The organism is Actimicrobium sp. CCC2.4, from assembly GCF_034347385.1.
GTDB lineage: Bacteria > Pseudomonadota > Gammaproteobacteria > Burkholderiales > Burkholderiaceae_D > Actimicrobium.
In genome coordinates this window covers 2,289,573-2,308,429 of the sequence record NZ_CP133777.1, presented here as the reverse complement: position 1 = coordinate 2,308,429, position 18,857 = coordinate 2,289,573, and the positions used below count along the sequence as shown (strand labels likewise).

Below are 18,857 nucleotides of genomic sequence, written 5' to 3'. Positions count from 1 at the left end.
CGCTCGCCATGGACATCGACACGACGGCCATCAATCAGCAACGACACCGCTTTGGTGAGCACGAGCAAGTCTGGTTGTTTGGCTACGGCTCGCTGATCTTCAAGGCCGATTTTCCTTACCTTGAACGCAAACCGGCCACCATACGCGGCCATGTACGACGCTTTTGGCAAGGTTCGCACGATCATCGCGGCACACCTGGTTTTCCGGGGCGTGTGGTGACATTGACACCGCAATCCGATGCCACCTGTGCCGGCATGGCTTACCTGATCCGCCCGGATGTTTTTAATTACCTCGATCATCGCGAAAAAAACGGCTATCTGCGTTTCAGTACGACGCTGGCGTTCGACGACGGCAGCCAGGCGCAAGGGCTGGTGTATATTGCCGATCCGGATAATGCGGCTTACCTCGGTCCGGCAACCGATCGCGAGATCGCCCGCCAGATTGCGGCAGCCACCGGACCAAGTGGTCGTAACCGGGATTACCTGACCGAACTGGCTGATGCGCTAGCCGCACTCGGCACAACTGACCTGCATGTACAAGCCCTTGTGGCTTGCCTGCCCCCTGATTCCTCAACTGAAACAACCGACATAACCGATTCCCGATGAAACTTCTTTATCTTGATTTTAACGGCGTGCTGCACGACAGCATGGTCATGCGCAACCGCAAGCGCGGCCTTTACCTCGCGAAGGCAGAACGGAGTTTTTTTGAGTGGATGCCCATACTCGACGACCTGCTGGCGCCGTATCCGGACCTGAAAATTGTGCTGTCGACGAGCTGGGTGCGCGCTGTCAGTTTCGACACCGCCAAATACGACTTGTCGCCGGCCTTGCAGGAACGCGTGATCGGGTCGACGTTCCATCATCCGGGTCTGTCGCAAACCGCGTTCGACACCATGTCGCGCGGCTTGCAGGTACTTGGCGATGTCGAGCGGCGCAAGCCCGCCAACTGGTTCGCCATCGATGACGATGCCTTCGGCTGGCCGGTCGCACATCGCAACAAACTCGTCGAGACCAAGCCGGATCTGGGCTTGAGTGACCCGGCTGCGCAGGAAGCGGTACGCGCCATGCTGGCGGCGCTGTAAGACCATGAACAGCTTGCTCTATGGGCTGGCATTTTTCGCCGGTGCAGCGATCTCGATGCAGGCAGCGATCAATGGCCGGCTGGCGCTCAACATCGGCGGCAATACGGTGATGGCGGCACTGATTTCGTTTTGCATCGGTACGCTGATACTGACCTTTGCGGCAGTGTCCCGGGGTGGCATCGGCAATAGCCTCGCCGCCCTGCCCGGCCAGCCACCGTGGGTTTTTGCCGGTGGCGTGCTGGGTGCAGGTTTTTTGTTCACGACCGCCTTCCTCGCTCCCCGCATTGGCCTGACCAGCATGCTGGTGCTGATCATCGCCGGGCAATTGCTGATGTCGATCACGGTCGATCATTTCGGTTTGTTCGGCTCGGACTTGCGACCGGTATCGCCAGTGCGTCTGATCGGTGTGATTGTGGTGCTAGGCGGGGTGCTGCTGACCTTGTTCGGCGACCGCATCGGCAAGTAGGCTCAGCAAAAACCGATCCGTAGCGTACAAGGTTGGGCACGGCCTCATCGTACCCACGCGCGCGCGTCACAAACCGTTGCCAATTCCAGCGGCTTGCAGCACGCTCGGGCGGGCACAATAACTCTGTGCCCATCCTGCGGGCTGGATCGTCAAGCGGCGATGCCCACCGGCGCACCTTCCTCGTCAAAACCCTGCGCGACCGAGATCGTCACGATGCCGATCATGCCTAGCGCATCACGCATATCAGCCAGTTCGCTGCCGAGATCAGCCGTCTGCAACAGCGGCTTTTCTGACGATGCTACCAATGCCGCATCGCTGATCGCATACAGATTCACGCGCAGGACTTTTTCATCGCCGACCTCGGCCGGCCCCACCACGGCGCGCGTTGACACCGCCTCCAGGCCCTGCTCGCTGAGCGCATGATTCAGATCCGACATCATCTGCAACATGAAGTACTCGGCAATACCGCGCTCTTTGCCACCGTGGAACAGGTCTTGATACAGGAAGTGCACCTCGATGTCCCGATCGGCCGGACCGAAGCAGCGTCGCACCAGCGGCGTAACCTGTTCGGTCCATTGCTGGAAACGGCTCTCGCGGGCGGCGTACCACGCATCGGCGGCCAGCTCGTCGGCGGGTGCCTGATAGAACTTGTCGTCCACCGATTTCATGGAAAAACCGAGCAGGAAGCGCAGCTCGACAGCCAGGTCATCTTCAGCGAACGGCTCATCGACCGGCTCGGCAAAGCTGCGTGAAATCGCCGTTGCAGTGGCCGCGCGCATATCGTGCATCGCGGCATGCGCGTCGCGCACCATCTCATGCAGATGGCTGAACGTGATGCTGTCGATTTCATCGAGCTGATACGCGTGATTGACCAGTACGACGGTGGCATCCGGACTTTCCAGCCCGGCTTCCTGCAGGCTGCGGGTCAACAGTTCGTACGCGTCCTGATCCTGAAAACACTGCGCGCCTTTCAGGCCACCGGTGGTGTGCAAAAACAGCGGAATGACGAAAGCATTGATCTCGGTGGCGGCAGCACCCTCGCGGCCGATGACGACGACTTCGGCGACTTCTTCCATGGTTTCCTTGAGCAGCACATGCGCGCGCATCGCGTCATGGCGAGTCCACTCCAGTGCTTCGTAGAGGATGTCGTCTTTCTTTTGATGCAGGCATTTCTTGATGATTTTGTAAAAGTCCGCCTCGTTCTGGACCGTCGTGGCATTCTTCGCCGGGCTGCCCGCCAGGTAGGCCGACAGCGCGCACAATTGCCGCGTCATCGCTTCGTCTTTTTGCTCCGGCGATTCGGCGGATTTGCGGGGAGCGGGCTTTTTATTTTTTGGCATGGTGTTCTTCAGGGTAAGGTCTGCACATTAATGGAATCGGTACTTCATTCGCGGCGCGCGCAGTGTGCGCGCTGCCTGCGTCCGCAGACGAGCTGCATCTGCGCATGGATCACGCCGGTGGCCGTGGCGACCGAGGTCGTCATCTTGCAGCATCCGCTGGAAACCGACAACGCCAAGGGCAGCGCACGATTGCTGCACCTGAGCCTGACCGGCAGCCAACTCGTGCACGGCGAAACTTTCACCGACGCACACTGGCAAGCGCTACAGAGCGAGCGCCACACGGTACTGCTGTATCCGGACACGCCTGGCACACCAGCGTCACCGCCGCTGGCAGGTTGCGACCTGGCGCATTTGCGCGTGATTGTACTGGATGGCACCTGGCGCAAGAGCCGAAAAATGCTGCACCTCAATCCGCAGCTGCGGCAATTGCCGCGCCTGGCCCTGCACGAGGTACCCGCATCGCAGTATCACATCCGCAAAGCGCATCGCGCTGACCAGCTGTCCACACTGGAAGCCACCTGCCACGCGCTGCTGCAACTCGGTGAACCGGCCGCCGGCCTGCAATGCCTGCTGCTGGCCTTCGATGGTTTCGTGGCACAACAGGCGCGCTATAAAAACACGTCCTGCACACCCCCATGACGGTGTTGCCAAGAGTAAAATCCGCACTCCAAAATGTGACTTCCCCCTGATTCCCGATGCCAACCACTTTCCCTGACCGCCGCGCCGCCGTTCTCACTGAAATCACCAGCTTGTGGCAATTGGCCTGGCCCGTCGTCATCGGGCAGCTGGCCACCGTCGGCATGTCGGTTGCCGATGTCGCCATGACCGGCCACGTCAGTGCCGACGACCTGGCAGCGGTATCGCTGGGTGCATCGATCTGGACCATCGTGATCGTCACCGTGATGGGCATCATGATGGCCATCAATGCGGTCGTCGCGCATGAGGTCGGTGCCGGCACGCGCGCGCGGATTGCCCCGGCGGTGCGCCAGTCGCTGTGGAAAGCCGTCGGCATCGGCCTGATTGCCACGGTGCTGGCCAATTGGTCGACGCTGGTGTTCGGTCATCTCGGGTTGGAGCCGCTGGTGCGCGACAAGGCAACCATGTTCGTCCATGTGATCAGCATCGGCGTGCTGCCATTTGCCGCCTACCGGGTCCTGTACGGCTACAGTGCCAGCCTGAACCAGACCAAGCCGGTGATGGTGATCGCGCTGCTCGGTTTGCTGTTCAATATCTTTGTCAACTGGTTGCTCGTATTTGGTAACTGGGGTTTCCCGCAGCTCGGTGCCATCGGTTGCGCATGGGCCACCGCGCTTGGCCTGTGGCTGATGCTGGCAGCGATTATCTGGTGGATCAACCATGCACCGGTGTACCGCGACAGCACGCCTTTCACGCAGTGGGAACGTCCTGACTGGCATGAAATCAAGCGCCTTCTCAAGATGGGATTGCCCATCGGCGTGACCTACTTTGCCGAGGTTAGCGCCTTCTGCGTGATCGGTTTGCTGGTCGCACGCTTCGGTGCGGTGACGGTGTCAGCGCACCAGATTGCCTTGAATTTTTCATCCCTGGTGTTCATGGTGCCGCTGGGCTTGGGCATTGCGCTGCTAACGCGTGTCGGCCAGGCCGCCGGCGAAGGCGACCCGGAACGGGCCCGCTTCGTGTCCTGGGTCGGCGTCGGTTTGTCGCTGGCCTTTGCGGTGGTCTCGGCGGCCTTTATTACGCTGTTTCGTTACCAGATCGCAGCGGCCTACACGTCCGATCCGGCAGTACAGGAACTCACCGTGCACCTGCTGTTGCTGGCAGCGCTGTTCCAGTTATCAGATGCCACCCAGGTCGCCGCGTCCTGTGCGATCCGCGGTTACAAGGTAACCCGGACCCCGATGCTGATCCATCTGGTGGCGTTCTGGGGGTTTTCGATTCCGCTCGGTTGCGTGCTGGGGCTCGCACCGGCCTGGCTGCCGTGGGGACCGGCGCAACCCATGTCGGCTACCGGATTCTGGATTGGCCTGACGCTGGGCCTGTCGATCGCAGCGGTCCTGCTGGTGTGGTACCTGCATCGATTATCGAGCCACCGGATTACCCTTTGGCGTGCCAGCGCGCTACCCGCATGAGCCATTTCCGGAGTCCGCGCCCGCATCAGGTACGATGCTCCACATCTTTTTGCCATTTATCCCAGGAGCGCCCATGACGCATCCCGAACTGCATCAAAAATTTTTCCTGCTTTTGCTGGCCGTTGTCACTATTGCCTTCGGCTTGATTTTGCTGCCCTTCATTGGTGCCGTGTTCTGGGCTGCCGTGCTGGCGCTGCTGTTCGCGCCGTTACACCGTCGGCTGCTGAACCGTTTCGGCCAACGCCACACGCTGTCGGCACTGGCCACGCTGCTGGTGGTGCTGTTCATCGTGATCCTGCCGCTGTCGCTGATCGGCGTCTCGCTGGCACAGGAAGGTGCCCTGGTGTATCAAAAGATCCGCACCGGCTCGCTCGACTTCGGCACCTACTTCCAGCAAATTCTCGCCGCACTACCGCAGTGGCTGGTCACGCAATTGCAACGCGTCGGCATGGCGGACTTTACCGAACTGCAGGACAAAGTCTCGCAGGTAATCCGGCAAGGCAGCCAGACCATCGCCAGCCAGGTCCTCAATATCACCCAGAACACCTTCGACTTCGTCATCGGTTTCGGCATGATGTTGTACTTGCTGTTCTTCCTGCTGCGTGATGGCGCGGCGCTGTCGGCCCGCATCCGGCATGCGATCCCGCTGGAACGCGACCAGAAAAAACAGTTGGTCGCCAAATTCGCCACCGTCATCCGCGCTACCGTCAAAGGCAACATCGTTGTCGCCGCCAGCCAGGGCACGCTGGGCGGACTGATGTTCTGGTTTCTCGGCATCCAGGGCGCGCTGCTGTGGGGAGTGCTGATGGCGGTGCTGTCGCTGCTGCCGGCCATCGGTGCCGCCCTGATCTGGGGACCGGTTGCCATCTACTTTCTGCTGACCGGTGCGATCTGGCAAGGTGTCACGCTGATCGCGTTTGGCGTGCTGGTGATCGGCCTGGTCGACAATATCCTGCGTCCGGTGCTGGTCGGCAAGGACACGCAGATGCCGGATTACGTGGTGCTCATTTCGACCATAGGCGGGATTTCCGTATTCGGGCTGAGCGGCTTCGTGGTCGGTCCCTCGATTGCCGCGATGTTCATGGCAGCCTGGACGCTGCTGGACCGCGAAAAAGACCAGGCCATGTCCTGACATGACGCTTCCCGAGCAGCCATCAGCACCCGCCGCGCCAGACATGCCTGCCACCAGCCAGCATTACCGTTCGCTGTTCGACCAGCATCCGGATGCGGTCGCGTCGTTCGATGTGCGCGGTAATTTTGTCTCGCTCAATCCGGCCGCCGAAAAACTGCTTGGCTACAGCGCGGATGCGCTGATCGGCACCGCGTATCTGGCACTGATCGCCGCCAGCCACCAGCAAGTCGTCTTCGACAACTTCCTGCTCGCGCTATCGGGCACCTGTACCACCTACGACATGCAGGCACACGTGAAATCAGGTGCCGCGATCCTGCTGCAAGTGACCAATCTGCCGATCATGATCGATGGCATCGCCGTCGGCATCTATGGTATCGCCAAAGACATCACGCGCGAGGCGGCAGCGGCCGAGCTGCAACGCATCACCAATGAACGCTTTAGCAATGTGGCCCGCGTCACCACCGACACCATCTGGGAGTGGGATTTCGGCAGCGATACCATCTGGTGGAGCGATGGCATGCAAAGCCAGTTCGGCTATCACGCCGCCGATATCGCGCCGCACAGCACCTTCTGGACCAGTTGCATTCATCCCGACGACGTCGAACGGGTAGTCACCGGCATCCACGCGGTGATTGACAGCGAGCGCAACGACTGGGCCGACACTTATCGCTTTCGCCGGCAAGACACCAGCTACGCTTTCGTGGCCGACCGCGGTCTCGTGATCCGCGATACCGCGCAGCGCCCTGTGCGCATGGTCGGCGGTATCAGCGATGTCAGCGCGCACCACGAATCGGTCCGGCTGCTCGATCGCCTCAATCGTGCGCTGCGCATGCTCAGTGCCGGCAACCAGATGCTCATCCGCGCCGGCTCCGAACAGGAGCTGCTGGACAATATCTGCCAGATCGCCTACACGATAGGCGGCTACCGGATGGCCTGGGTCGGCTATGCGTGCGACGACGCGCAATCGAGCATCCGTCAGGTGGCACATGCGGGCATCGGCATCGGCCTGCTCAACAGCATTACGGTCAGCTGGTCGGCAGACCTGCCGACAGGCCAGGGTCCATCAGGCCAGGCCATCCGCAGCGGTCAGCCCGTCGTGATGGAAAACGTGGGTCAGGATGCACGCTTTTCGGCCTGGTGGTCGCACGTTGAAGCGATGCAATTTTCGACGGTGATCAGTCTGCCGCTACGCGATGCAACCAAGACCTTCGGCATCGTCACGCTGTACTCGGACGAAGTGCGCTCGGTGCCGCCGGAAGAAATGACGCTGCTGTGCGAACTGGCCGACAACCTTGCCTTCGGCATTGAAAACCGGCGGGTACAGGAAGAACGCCGGCGCCTGCAAGTCACGGTCGAAAAAGTCGCTGCCGCCGTGTCGTCCACCTCGACCAGCAAAGCGGCGCAGTTCTTCGAGCAACTCACCCGCAACATGGTCGATGCCGTCGATGCCAGCGCCGGTTTCATTGCCCGGCTGGACCCCGGCACCGGAGGATCCGCCTGGACCGTGGCGGCGATCATCGGTACCGACACCCATCCGAACTTTGCCTGCCCGCTCGATGTCAGGTCGTGCGCGCAGTTGCTGGCGCACGGCGAATGCGAGATCGAAGACGAGCTCGCCGGCGGCTTTCCCGGCCCGTCCACGTTCCTGATCGATGGCATGCGCAGCTGCGTCGGACTGCGACTCGACCGTGCCGACGGGCAAGCGATCGGCATGCTGTTCGTGCTGTTTCAGGAGCGTCTGGAACGTCGCGATCACACCTGCTCGACCTTGCGCATTTTCGGTGCCCGCGCCAGCGCTGAACTGGAACGCCAGAGCGCCGACCTGCGTCTGCGCGACCAGGCTGCGCTGCTCGACCTGGCCACCGATGCCATCATCGTGCGCGACATGCAGGGTGCGGTGACGTTCTGGAATCACGGCGCACAGCGACTTTACGGCTGGAGCAGTGACGAAGCGCAGGGACCGGCCATGCTCAGCCGCAGCCACGCCGAAACACTGGAACTGCAGGAGCCGATGGAGCGCGTCGTGCAGGACGGCGCATGGCGCGGCGAACTGCTGCAGCGACGCCAGGATGGCGGTGCCGTCGCCGTCGAAGCACGCTGGACCCTGATCCGTGGCGACGATGGCGCACCGCTGTCAATCCTGGCCATCGAAACCGACATCACGCAACGCAAGTCGGCCGCCAGCGAAATCGAACATATGGCGTTCTATGATCGCCTCACTGACCTGCCCAACCGCTTGCTGCTGCGCGACCGGCTGCAACACGCCCTCGATGCCAACGAGCGCAGCGGCCGCACGGGTGCGCTGCTGTGCATCAATCTCGACAATTTCAAGCACCTCAATGACATGCTCGGCCATGACATGGGCGACCTGCTGCTGCAACTGGTGGCAGTGCGTCTGAGCTACTGCCTGCGCGCCAGCGATACCGTGGCCCGTATTGGCGGCGACGAATTCGTCATCCTGCTGGCCGATCTGGGCGAGCTGCCCGGCGAAGCGGCCTCGGGTGCCAAGATGGTCGCCGAGAAAATCCTCGACGCGTTCACCGATCCGTTCCAGCTCGGCACCGACGAACCTTGCACTACCCCGAGCATCGGTATCACGCTGTTCTCGACCGCCGCCGACAGCATCGACGAGCTGCTGCGCCGCGCCGACCTGGCGATGTACCAGGCCAAATCGGCCGGTCGCAACACAATGCGGTTTTTTGATCCGGACATGCAAGCCGCCATCAGTGCGCGCATCGTGCTCGAGACCGAATTGCGCAGCGCGCTGCGGCTGGGCCAGTTCCTGCTGCATTACCAGCCGCAGGTCGATGCGGCCGGCCAGCCCACCGGTGCCGAAGCGCTGGTGCGCTGGAACCATCCGCAGCGCGGCATGGTGCCGCCGTTTGCCTTCATCCCGCTGGCCGAAGAAACCGGCCTGATTATCGAGTTGGGCAGCTGGGTGCTCGAAACCGCCTGTCGCGAACTGGCCGGCTGGGCCGCCGATCCGGTCCTGGCCGGACTCCATCTGGCAGTCAATGTCAGCGCCCGCCAGTTCCGCCGCAGCGGCTTCGTCGACGAGGTACTGGCCATCCTGCAGCGCACCGGTGCCAACCCGCGCCGCCTGAAACTCGAGCTGACCGAAAGCCTGCTGATCGACGACGTCGAACAAACCATCCTGACCATGTCGCAACTGAAGGTGCAGGGAGTCGGTTTTTCGCTCGATGATTTCGGCATCGGGTATTCGTCGCTGTCGTACCTGAAACGCCTGCCGCTCGACCAACTGAAAATTGACCAGTCGTTCGTGCGCGATATCCTGACCGACCCGAACGATGAAGCCATCGCCGGCACCATCGTCGCGCTCGGCAACAGCCTTGGGCTGGCGGTGATTGCCGAAGGGGTCGAAACGTTGGAACAGAAAGCCCGCCTGACTGCGCTGGGCTGCTTTTCATTCCAGGGCTACTACTTCAGCCGGCCGGTACCGGCCGCCGCATTCATTGCCTTCGTGCGCAATCCGGTGCCGGCCGGCCGATAAGCCAAACACCGGCAGTGTGACCGTTGCACCCACGTCCTTAAGCGCGTTGCCGCACAATCTTTCAGCGGCTCTTTCGTTACCCTGAGGGATTGGCAACTCCTGTCTGAAAAACCCCGGCCACCGGCTCCGCCCCCGCCGCTTTCTTCAGTACACATCGCACACACCATGCTCAGCGCAGAAGACATCTATGCAGCAAAGATCCTGATCGTCGACGATAGCCCGGACAATATTCTCCTGTTGCTCGCCATCCTCGACCAGGAGGGCTACGTCAATGTCACTGCGACAACCCAGCCGCAGGAAGTCGCCGGGCTGCATAGTGCCCGGCAATTTGACCTAATCCTGCTCGATATACAGATGCCCGTGATGGATGGCTTCAAAGTGATGGACGCCCTGCACCATCTGGCGCAAGACGCATGGTTGCCCGTGCTGGCCATCACAGCCCATCCCGATCACAAGATCACCGCGCTCGAAGCCGGCGCGATGGATTTCATGGTCAAGCCCTTCGTACTCGATGAAATCCTGCAGCGTATCCACAAGATGCTGGAAGTACGCCTGCTGTTCAATAAAGCCACCCACAACAGCGCCGCGATGCACCATCTGGCGCTGCACGATCCGCTGACCGGCTTGCCGAACCGGCGCCTGCTCGACGACCGGCTCGGCGTCGCCCTGGCGCATGCACAGCGCGGCCAGACACTGGTGGCGTTGATGTACATGGATCTGGACGGTTTCAAGGAGGTCAATGACACCTGGGGTCATGACTGCGGCGACCAGCTGCTGCAGCTGGTGTCGCAACGTCTGCTGTCGGCGGCCCGTCGCGAAGATACGGTGGCGCGCATCGGCGGCGACGAATTCATTCTGGTCGTCGGCGACCTGGCGAGCTTGCAGGATGTCCGTGCAATCGCCCAGAAGATGATCGATGCCGTCGCCAGTCCGTACACGCTATGCGACACCGAACTCAGCATCACTGCCAGCATCGGCATCGCACTATCGAGCACGACGCCCGCCGACAGCTTGATCCGGCTGGCGGACGCGGCGCTGTACCAGGCCAAGCGCAATGGCAAGAACCGCTACCATGTCGACGCACCACCCTGCGCCACGGAGGCACCTTTACAAAGGAATCTGCAATGATCGCCAGGTTCGATTTTTCTCATGTCATGCAAGCGTTGCCGGGCCGCGTCCTTGTCCTGCTACCCGACCGGCAGTACACCATCGTTGCTGCCTCCGACAGCTTTCTCGAGGCCAGCGACAAAGCACGCAAGGAGGTGGTCGGACACGCCTACTTCGACGTCTTTCCCGATACGACCGACGCCGATGCCGGTGCACTGCGCAGCAGCCTCGAAGCACTCTGCGAAAGCCGCGTTGCCACTGCGCTGCCTGCCTCGCCGCGCCAGGTGACGGCAGGTCTGCAATGGCATCCCGCGCTGCATCCGGTATTGAATGCCAACAGCGAACTCGAAGCGATCATCCTGCAGTTGCAGGATATCGCCATCCTGCATGCCAGCGCCGGCGCGGATAGCAGCCGGCTGGCACGCTGCGCCGATGCTGCCGAACTGGGCACCTTCGAATACCAGCTCGATGGCGACCTGATTGTTGGCAACCCCACGTTCCTGTCCCATCTGTTCCTGGCTCCGGACACCCCGCTGACGCTGGAGCAATTCCTGCAGTCGCTGCATCCGGAAGACAGTCCGCGCAGCCGCGCCGCGATCACGGCCGCAATCCGCGATGGCACGCCGTATGACTTGCAATACCGGGTGCGGGCAGCTGACGGCCGGGTACGCTGGTTACGCGCGAAGGGATGCGTGACCGGCAATGCCGCGCTGGGCACGCGCAGCTTCAATGGCATCACGCTCGATATCACGGCAAGCAAGCAGATCGAAGAAGACCACAGCGATAGTGCCGAAGCATCCCATATGGCGCGCGCTGCCGCCGAACATGCCAGCCTGATCAAGGACGAATTTCTTTCGACGCTGTCACACGAATTGCGCACGCCGCTCAACTCGATCCTGGGCTGGACCCAGGTCCTGCAACGCGGCAGCACCAGCATGTCCGACAAGGCCATCACAGCACTGGCCACCATTGAACGCAGTGCGCGTCAGCAGGCAAGACTGATCGATGACTTGCTTGATGCCAGTGCCATCATGGCCGGCAAGATCCACCTGAACCTGCAACCGGTACGCTGTAACGACGTCATCAGTGCCAGCGTGGCCTTGTCGGCACCGCTGGCAGCGAGCCGCAATATCCAGCTCGATGTCCGCATCGACGAGCCGGGCATGGCCATCGAAGCTGACCAGTCAAGGCTGCAGCAGATCCTGTGTCGCCTGCTCTCCAACGCGATCAAGTTCAGTCCTAACGACAGCACCGTAACGATTCGCCAGATGACCAGCAACAACCGCGTCATCATCACGATCACCGACAGCGGCCAAGGCATTGCGCCGGCGTTCCTGCCCTCGCTGTTTGCGCGCTTTTCGCAAGCCGATGGCAGCATCACGCGCAGCCACATGGGACTCGGACTTGGGCTATCGATTGTCAAATCACTCATCGAACTGCACGGCGGAATCGTCAGCGCGAACAGCCGCGGACTTGCCCGCGGCGCCACGTTCACGGTCGAATTGCCCGCTCTGCAGCCGGGCCTGCACCTGCCGGCCGCAGACCAGCCGGAAGCAAAAATCCACGGCGAGTCCGGCACCAGTTGGTTTGCCGACATCGTCGTCGTCGATGACGAACCCGACACGGGTGCGGTGATCCGCGAAATCCTGCAAAACGCCGGTGCCACGGTACGGCTGGCCAGCTCGGCTACCGAAGCACTGGCACTGATCCGCGAACACCGTCCCGACTTGCTCATCAGTGACATCGGCATGCCGCACATTGATGGTTACCAGTTGCTCGAACTGGCGCGACAACAGGAACCCCCCGGGGTGCGTCCGCTGCCGGCGATTGCCCTGACGGCCTTCGCCCGCCCGGAAGACAAGCGCCGCGCCATCGACGCCGGCTACCTGATCCACCTTGCCAAGCCGGTTGAATCAGCCGACCTGGTCACCGCCGCCAGACTAGCCGTTCGCCGCCCGAGCCGCATCGCCGGAAAAGAATAGCAGTGTGGGCACGGCTGTATCGAGCCCACCCTACGGGCCAGATGCTACGGCGTACTTCGCACCGGCGGCAAGGGCTCCGCAGCAGGCACCGGCTTGACTGCCAGCTCGGGTGCCGCCGTTCCTGCCGGGAGCACCTGGACGAACACTTCGTTTTCCTTGACCATACCGAGCTCGTAGCGCGCGCGCTCCTCGACCGCGCCAGTGCCGGTTTTTAAGTCCTGCACTTCGGAGCCGAGCTTGGCGTTACGAGCTTTAAGGTCTTCGGTTTTCTTGACAGCCGCTGTGACTTGCTGATCGAGTTCGGCCACGCGCAGCCAGCCCCCCTTGCCAAACCACAGCGGGTACTGGATCAGCAACAGCAAGGCAGCGAGGCAAGTCAGGATCAGGCGCATGAGGAAGAGGACGTGAACAGGCGCGCACGGACCGGCATCGGTCCGTGCAGCCAGAGGTTAGCGCAAGTTGTAAAAGGCTTGACGACCAGGGTAGCTGGCGATGTCGCCGAGGTCTTCTTCGATGCGCAGCAACTGGTTGTACTTGGCCATGCGGTCCGAACGCGACATCGAGCCGGTCTTGATCTGCAGTGCGTTGGTACCAACAGCAATATCGGCAATCGTCGAATCTTCGGTCTCGCCGGAACGGTGTGAAATCACGGCGGTGTAACCGGCACGCTTGGCCATTTCAATGGCGGCAAAAGTTTCGGTTAGCGTACCGATCTGATTGATCTTGATCAGGATCGAATTGGCGATGTTCTTGTCGATACCTTCGCGCAGGATCTTGGTGTTGGTGACGAACAGGTCGTCGCCGACCAGCTGGATTTTCTTGCCGAGGGATTCGGTCAGGATGGCCCAGCCTTCCCAGTCGTTTTCGGCCATGCCGTCTTCGATCGAAATGATCGGGTACTTGTCGCACCAGGTCGCCAGCAGGTTGGTGAAATCGGTCGAGCTCAATGCCAGTCCGCCTTCGCCGGCCAGCTGGTATTTGCTGTCCTTGTAGAACTCGCTGGCAGCGCAATCCAGACCAAGTGCGATCTGCGTGCCCGGCTCGTAGCCGGCTTCTTCGATGGCCTGGATGATCAGCTTGATCGCCATTTCGTGGTTGTCGACGTTCGGGGCAAAACCGCCTTCATCGCCAACCGAGGTCGCCAGGCCTTTGCTCTTGAGGATTTTTTTCAGCGTGTGGAAGACTTCTGCGCCATAGCGGATGGCTTCCTTGAAGCTCGGTGCGCCAATCGGGATGATCATGAATTCCTGGATATCCAGGTTGTTGTCGGCATGCGCGCCACCGTTGATGACGTTCATCATCGGCACCGGCATCTGCATCGCGCCGCTGCCACCGAAGTAGCGATACAGCGGCAGGCCCGATTCTTCGGCAGCGGCTTTGGCTACCGCCATCGAGACGGCCAGCGTGGCGTTGGCGCCGATGCGTGCCTTGTTCTCGGTACCGTCGAGGTCGATCAGGGTGCGATCCAGGAAAGCCTGCTCGTTGGCATCAAGGCCCATGATGGCTTCGGCGATCTCGGTGTTGATGAATTCGCAGGCCTTCAAGACACCCTTGCCGAAGTAGCGGCTCATGTCGCCATCGCGCAATTCGATGGCTTCGCGCGAACCGGTCGATGCGCCGGACGGCACCGAGGCACGGCCCATGACGCCGGATTCCAGCAGGACGTCGCATTCGACGGTCGGATTGCCGCGCGAGTCGATGATTTCGCGGGCGATGATGTCAACGATGGCACTCATGATTTCTCCTGGATCTTGCAGTTTTGAATTGGGGTAAAGGGAACGCTCAAGCGAAATCAGTTTCGAGGAAACCGTTTTTCTTGACGACACGATCGAGCTCGATGAGCGTCGAGAGCAGTTCGCGCATGCGCGCCAGCGGCACCGCGTTGGGGCCGTCAGACATCGCTTCGGCCGGGTTCGGATGGGTTTCCATAAACAGGCCGGCAATACCAACAGCCACCGCAGCCCGCGCCAGCACCGGCACGAATTCGCGCTGGCCACCGGAAGAACTGCCCTGCCCGCCCGGTAATTGCACCGAGTGCGTCGCATCGAAAACAATCGGGCAACCGGTTTCGCGCATGATCGCCAGCGAGCGCATGTCGGATACCAGGTTGTTGTAGCCGAACGAAACACCGCGCTCGCAAGCCATGAAATTGTCTTCGGGCAGGCCGGCTTCTTTTGCTGCCGCGCGCGCCTTGTTGATCACATTGACCATATCGTGCGGCGCCAGGAACTGGCCCTTCTTGATATTGACCGGCCGGCCGGACTGCGCGCAAGCGTGAATGAAATCGGTCTGGCGGCACAAAAAAGCCGGCGTTTGCAGCACGTCGACGACCGCCGAAACAGGCTTGATTTCTTCGATTGCATGGATGTCGGTAAGTACCGGCACGCCCAGCTCGCGCTTGACGTCGGCCAGAATCTCCAGACCCTTGTCCATGCCGAGGCCACGGAAAGAAGTACCCGACGAGCGGTTGGCCTTGTCGAACGAGGACTTGTAGATGAACGGGATACCGAGTGCGGCGGTGATTTCCTTCAACTGACCGGCGGTATCGAAAGCCATCTGGCGCGACTCGATCACGCACGGACCGGCGATCAGGAAAAACGGCTGGTCGAGGCCGATGTCAAAACCGCAGAGTTTCATGCTGCATCCTTGAGTGTGGCGGCCGCGGCCTGCTTGTGCGCCAGTGCTGCCTTGACGAACGAGATGAACAAGGGATGGCCATCACGCGGTGTCGATTTGAATTCGGGATGATATTGCACGCCAAGGTACCACGGGTGGGCATGTGCACCGGTACGTGGCAATTCCATGATCTCGCACAAGTCTTCCGATGGCGTTCGGGCCGACACGATCAGACCAGCTTCTTCGACGCGGCTCAGGTAATGGTTGTTGGCTTCATAGCGATGACGATGACGTTCGGTGACGACGTTGCCGTAAATTTCGGCAGCCAGCGTGCCTGGTTTGACCGCGCAGGTTTGCGCGCCCAGGCGCATCGTGCCGCCGAGGTCGGAATTGATGTCACGCTTCTCGACCTTGCCGTCGTGGTTCTGCCATTCGTTGATCAGGGCAACCACCGGTTGCTCGGTCTCGTTGTCGAATTCGGTCGAATTGGCTTTGGTCAGGCCGGCCACGTTGCGCGCATATTCGAGCAAGGCGACCTGCATGCCGAGGCAAATGCCCAGGTATGGAATCTGGTGTTCGCGGGCATAGCGGGCTGATGCGATCTTGCCTTCGACACCGCGCTTGCCGAATCCGCCCGGCACCAGCACGGCATCGTATTTGGCGAGGCTGTCGGGACCGGTGGCCTCGATATCTTCGGAATCAAGATATTCGATATTGACGCGGCATTCGGTATGAATACCGGCGTGACGCAAGGCTTCGGTCAGCGATTTGTACGACTCGGTCAGGTCAACATACTTGCCGACCATGCCGATGGTGACTTCGAACTTCGGATTTTCGAGCGCATGAACCAGACGGGTCCACATCGACAGATCGGCCGGTTTTGGTGACAGCGCGAGCTTGTCGCAGACGATCTTGTCGAGGCCCTGGTCGAACAGCATTTGCGGAATCTTATAGATCGTGTCGGCATCCCACACCGAGATCACGGCGTCTTCCGGCACGTTCGAGAACAGCGAAATCTTCGAGCGCTCGTCATCCGGGATAGGCCGGTCGGCACGGCATAGCAGCGCATCCGGGAAGATCCCGATCTCACGCAATTTCTGGACGCTGTGCTGGGTCGGCTTGGTCTTGAGTTCACCGGCCGACACCAGAAACGGCACCAGCGTCAGGTGCACGAACGCAGCCGCATTGCGGCCGGCGCGCAAGCTCAGCTGGCGGGCTGCTTCGAGGAAGGGCAGCGATTCGATATCGCCGACAGTGCCGCCGATTTCAACCAGCGCGACGTCATAGCCTTCGGCACCGCGATGGATGTAATCCTGGATTTCATTGGTGATGTGCGGGATGACCTGAACGGTCTTGCCGAGGTATTCGCCACGACGCTCCTTGCGGATGACCGATTCATAAATCTGGCCGGTCGTGAAGTTGTTGACCTTGCGCATTCTGGTGGTGATGAAGCGCTCGTAGTGGCCGAGGTCGAGATCGGTCTCGGCGCCGTCATCGGTAACAAACACTTCGCCATGCTGGAACGGGCTCATCGTGCCGGGGTCGACATTGATGTAGGGATCGAGCTTGAGCATGGTGACTTTGAGGCCGCGCGATTCGAGGATCGCTGCGAGAGAGGCTGCTGCAATCCCTTTGCCAAGGGAAGAGACGACGCCACCGGTTACGAATACAAATTTGGTCATTGCAGATAGTGCCGAACGGCACGTGCGAGAAATCGGAATTATACCGCACGACGATTAGCCGGCCGGACTAATGCCGGGAAAATTATCGCCACCGCCGGCAGAGCCGATTACAGCGCATAGGAAAACAGCAGCCGCACAAAGTTCTGGGTGCCGATGCTGTTGGGCAGTTCGCGGATTTCATTGCCGCGCCGGACCACCGAAGCGCTGATACTCCACGGCGAACGCTGCCAGACCGCGCCGATTTCGGCTTCGCCAACCAGCCGCTTCGGATCGACCGTATGCGGATTACCGGTCGAAAAATAACCGCCTTGCAGCGTCGCGTTATAGCCGATTGCGCGCGCCTCGGCTCGGGCAAATCCGTGCAGCGTCGGCTGGTCCGGCAGCACATTGAGTTGCCCGGCGCGCAGCAGCAAGCTGGCGCTGGCATCGGTGAAGATATTGCCGAAGCGCGCCTGCAGCGTTGGCGCAAGATCGACCGCGCTACCGAGTTGCCAGCGCACCGGCGTGAGCTCGCCGGCCAGCACGGCACCGAATTCATTGCGTACCTGCTTGGCCCAGCCCTGCGGTAGTTGCTGGCCGATCAGCCGGTGCAGATGGGTCTGGGTCCACTCGCCACCGGCACAGGGACCGAGGCAACCGAGGTCGATGCCGAGCTTCCAGCGCGTGCCATCGGCCAGCGCCTGCTGCCGGTAGACACCGCCGAACAGCCAGCCCGCATACGGATGGTCGGGCGGGCCGATCTGCGCCGGCGACAAACGCGTGTCGGACGCGGTGTACATGTCCTGCCCGATGCGCCAGCCGATGCTATCGAGCCGGCCTGCACTGCGCAGATCGATGCGCTGGCCGATGCGAGCGCCGCTGGTGTAGAAGCCGTCATCCCGATTCAGTAGCAGGCTGTCGTTATCGATCTCGAGTGTGACGCTGGCGCTGCCTTCAGCGCGCATCCGTGCGACATCGGGCAAGTCGGCGGCGTGGACGGTACCCGCCAGCGCGCACAGCATCAGCGTGAGGAATTTGATCATGCGGTTTCTCCGAGCAGGGACGTAATCATCGAATGAGTGGCACTGGCCGCGGCCTCGGGTGAAGCCATCGGGAACAGGTGACCGCCGGGGATCTGGGCAAAATGGGAACCGACCAGACGCCGTGTCGCATCGAGCCCGGCTTGCTGGCATTCGATCGAATCGACCCCGCCGACAAAGCCGATCGGCACCGGAAACGTGCCGCGCGCCAGCGCCCCGAGGTCATGCGGCAAGCCGCGATAGACCGCCGTTTCGATCTCGCGCGTGAAGCGCAGCGTGACGCCGTCTTCGTGCGGCTGCATGCCGTACTGGATGTAATCGCGCAAGACTTCTTCGGGCCAGATCGCGAACATCGCCTTCGAGGCGTAGTGTGCGTAAGCCGCTTCGAGATCCGGCCAGACCTTGCGGCGACGCTGCGAAAAACGCGCCGGCGAAAATTTCATGTCGAGTCCGGTCAGCTTCGAGACCCGCAGCGCCAGCGCACGCCAGCCGGCCACCACCGGCGAGTCCAGCATCACGACGGCGCGCACCAGGTCGGGCCGCTGCTTGGCCACCATCATGCACAGCATGCCGCCCAGCGAATGACCGACCAGGATCACCGGCTGGTCGTAGCGCTGCAGCAGCTCGTCCTGCAATTCGCGCCGCAACGCATCCCAGCCATCGCGCACCGGGTAGTCGGGATTGTGCGCGTGCATCGATAGCGCACTGACTGCGTAATGCGGCTCGAGCGCACGAAAAAAAGCGCGGTAGGTATCGGCCGGATAGCTGTTGGCATGGGCAAAATGCAGCAAGGGTTTGGTCATCTTCTGTGGG

Annotated in this window: 16 protein-coding genes; 9 read left to right on the top strand and 7 right to left on the bottom strand. The window is 61.4% G+C overall.

The genetic code is table 11. From position 1 onward, the window contains the following. Positions 1-8 precede the first annotated feature (8 nt). From RHM62_RS10765 to RHM62_RS10755, 3 genes are read left to right on the top strand one after another with little or no spacing between them, the layout of a single operon-like run. Positions 9-605 carry a gamma-glutamylcyclotransferase gene (locus RHM62_RS10765; RefSeq protein ID WP_322122105.1) on the top strand — a complete coding sequence of 199 codons (597 nt, stop codon included), beginning with the start codon at positions 9-11 and terminating at the stop codon, positions 603-605. Beyond that, on the top strand, positions 602-1,081 hold the full coding sequence (locus RHM62_RS10760) for an HAD domain-containing protein (RefSeq protein ID WP_322122104.1): 480 nt from the start codon (positions 602-604) through the stop codon (positions 1,079-1,081). Before RHM62_RS10765 ends, RHM62_RS10760 begins: the two co-directional genes overlap by 4 nt. A 4-nt stretch (positions 1,082-1,085) precedes the next feature. After that, on the top strand, positions 1,086-1,547 hold the full coding sequence (locus RHM62_RS10755) for a DMT family transporter (protein WP_322122103.1): 462 nt from the start codon (positions 1,086-1,088) through the stop codon (positions 1,545-1,547). Between the two features lie 149 nt (positions 1,548-1,696). Here the strand turns inward: RHM62_RS10755 and RHM62_RS10750 are convergent, their stop codons facing one another. Next, the gene (locus RHM62_RS10750; protein WP_322122102.1) at positions 1,697-2,887 is read right to left on the bottom strand and encodes a DUF2863 family protein; all 1,191 of its coding nucleotides are present in this window, start codon (positions 2,885-2,887) and stop codon (positions 1,697-1,699) included. Between the two features lie 30 nt (positions 2,888-2,917). On the opposite strand from RHM62_RS10750, the gene RHM62_RS10745 reads away from it, so the two are divergent. From RHM62_RS10745 to RHM62_RS10720, 6 genes are all read left to right on the top strand, one after another. Then, a complete protein-coding gene (locus RHM62_RS10745; protein WP_322122101.1) occupies positions 2,918-3,526 on the top strand; it encodes a tRNA-uridine aminocarboxypropyltransferase in 609 nt (202 codons plus the stop codon). Between the two features lie 56 nt (positions 3,527-3,582). Beyond that, positions 3,583-4,995, top strand: coding sequence for an MATE family efflux transporter (locus RHM62_RS10740; protein ID WP_322122100.1), 1,413 nt, complete (start codon positions 3,583-3,585; stop codon positions 4,993-4,995). A gap of 73 nt (positions 4,996-5,068) precedes the next feature. Next, entirely contained in the window at positions 5,069-6,127 is a 1,059-nt protein-coding gene (locus tag RHM62_RS10735) for an AI-2E family transporter (RefSeq protein ID WP_322122099.1), read from the top strand. Between the two features lies 1 nt (position 6,128). Continuing rightward, positions 6,129-9,638 (top strand): EAL domain-containing protein, encoded by a 3,510-nt coding sequence (locus RHM62_RS10730; RefSeq protein ID WP_322122098.1) that lies wholly within the window; start codon positions 6,129-6,131, stop codon positions 9,636-9,638. A gap of 165 nt (positions 9,639-9,803) precedes the next feature. Next, on the top strand, positions 9,804-10,766 hold the full coding sequence (locus RHM62_RS10725; protein ID WP_322122097.1) for a diguanylate cyclase domain-containing protein: 963 nt from the start codon (positions 9,804-9,806) through the stop codon (positions 10,764-10,766). Then, complete coding sequence (locus RHM62_RS10720; RefSeq protein WP_322122096.1) at positions 10,763-12,727, top strand: ATP-binding protein; 1,965 nt, start codon at positions 10,763-10,765, stop codon at positions 12,725-12,727. Before RHM62_RS10725 ends, RHM62_RS10720 begins: the two co-directional genes overlap by 4 nt. A gap of 44 nt (positions 12,728-12,771) precedes the next feature. Here the strand turns inward: RHM62_RS10720 and ftsB are convergent, their stop codons facing one another. The 6 genes from ftsB to RHM62_RS10690 form a co-directional block, all read right to left on the bottom strand. Next, positions 12,772-13,119, bottom strand: a complete 348-nt coding sequence (gene ftsB / locus RHM62_RS10715; RefSeq protein WP_322122095.1) for a cell division protein FtsB — start codon at positions 13,117-13,119, stop codon at positions 12,772-12,774. A 57-nt stretch (positions 13,120-13,176) separates the two neighbouring features. Then, positions 13,177-14,463 carry a phosphopyruvate hydratase gene (gene eno, locus RHM62_RS10710; RefSeq protein WP_322122094.1) on the bottom strand — a complete coding sequence of 429 codons (1,287 nt, stop codon included), beginning with the start codon at positions 14,461-14,463 and terminating at the stop codon, positions 13,177-13,179. Between the two features lie 46 nt (positions 14,464-14,509). Further along, positions 14,510-15,364 (bottom strand): 3-deoxy-8-phosphooctulonate synthase, encoded by an 855-nt coding sequence (gene kdsA, locus RHM62_RS10705; RefSeq protein WP_322122093.1) that lies wholly within the window; start codon positions 15,362-15,364, stop codon positions 14,510-14,512. Beyond that, positions 15,361-17,025, bottom strand: coding sequence for a CTP synthase (locus tag RHM62_RS10700; RefSeq protein WP_322122092.1), 1,665 nt, complete (start codon positions 17,023-17,025; stop codon positions 15,361-15,363). Before RHM62_RS10700 ends, kdsA begins: the two co-directional genes overlap by 4 nt. A gap of 107 nt (positions 17,026-17,132) precedes the next feature. Then, complete coding sequence (locus RHM62_RS10695; RefSeq protein ID WP_322122091.1) at positions 17,133-18,047, bottom strand: lipid A deacylase LpxR family protein; 915 nt, start codon at positions 18,045-18,047, stop codon at positions 17,133-17,135. Then, positions 18,044-18,847, bottom strand: coding sequence for an alpha/beta hydrolase (locus tag RHM62_RS10690; protein WP_322122090.1), 804 nt, complete (start codon positions 18,845-18,847; stop codon positions 18,044-18,046). The genes RHM62_RS10695 and RHM62_RS10690 overlap by 4 nt, the downstream gene beginning before the upstream one ends. Positions 18,848-18,857 lie beyond the last annotated feature (10 nt).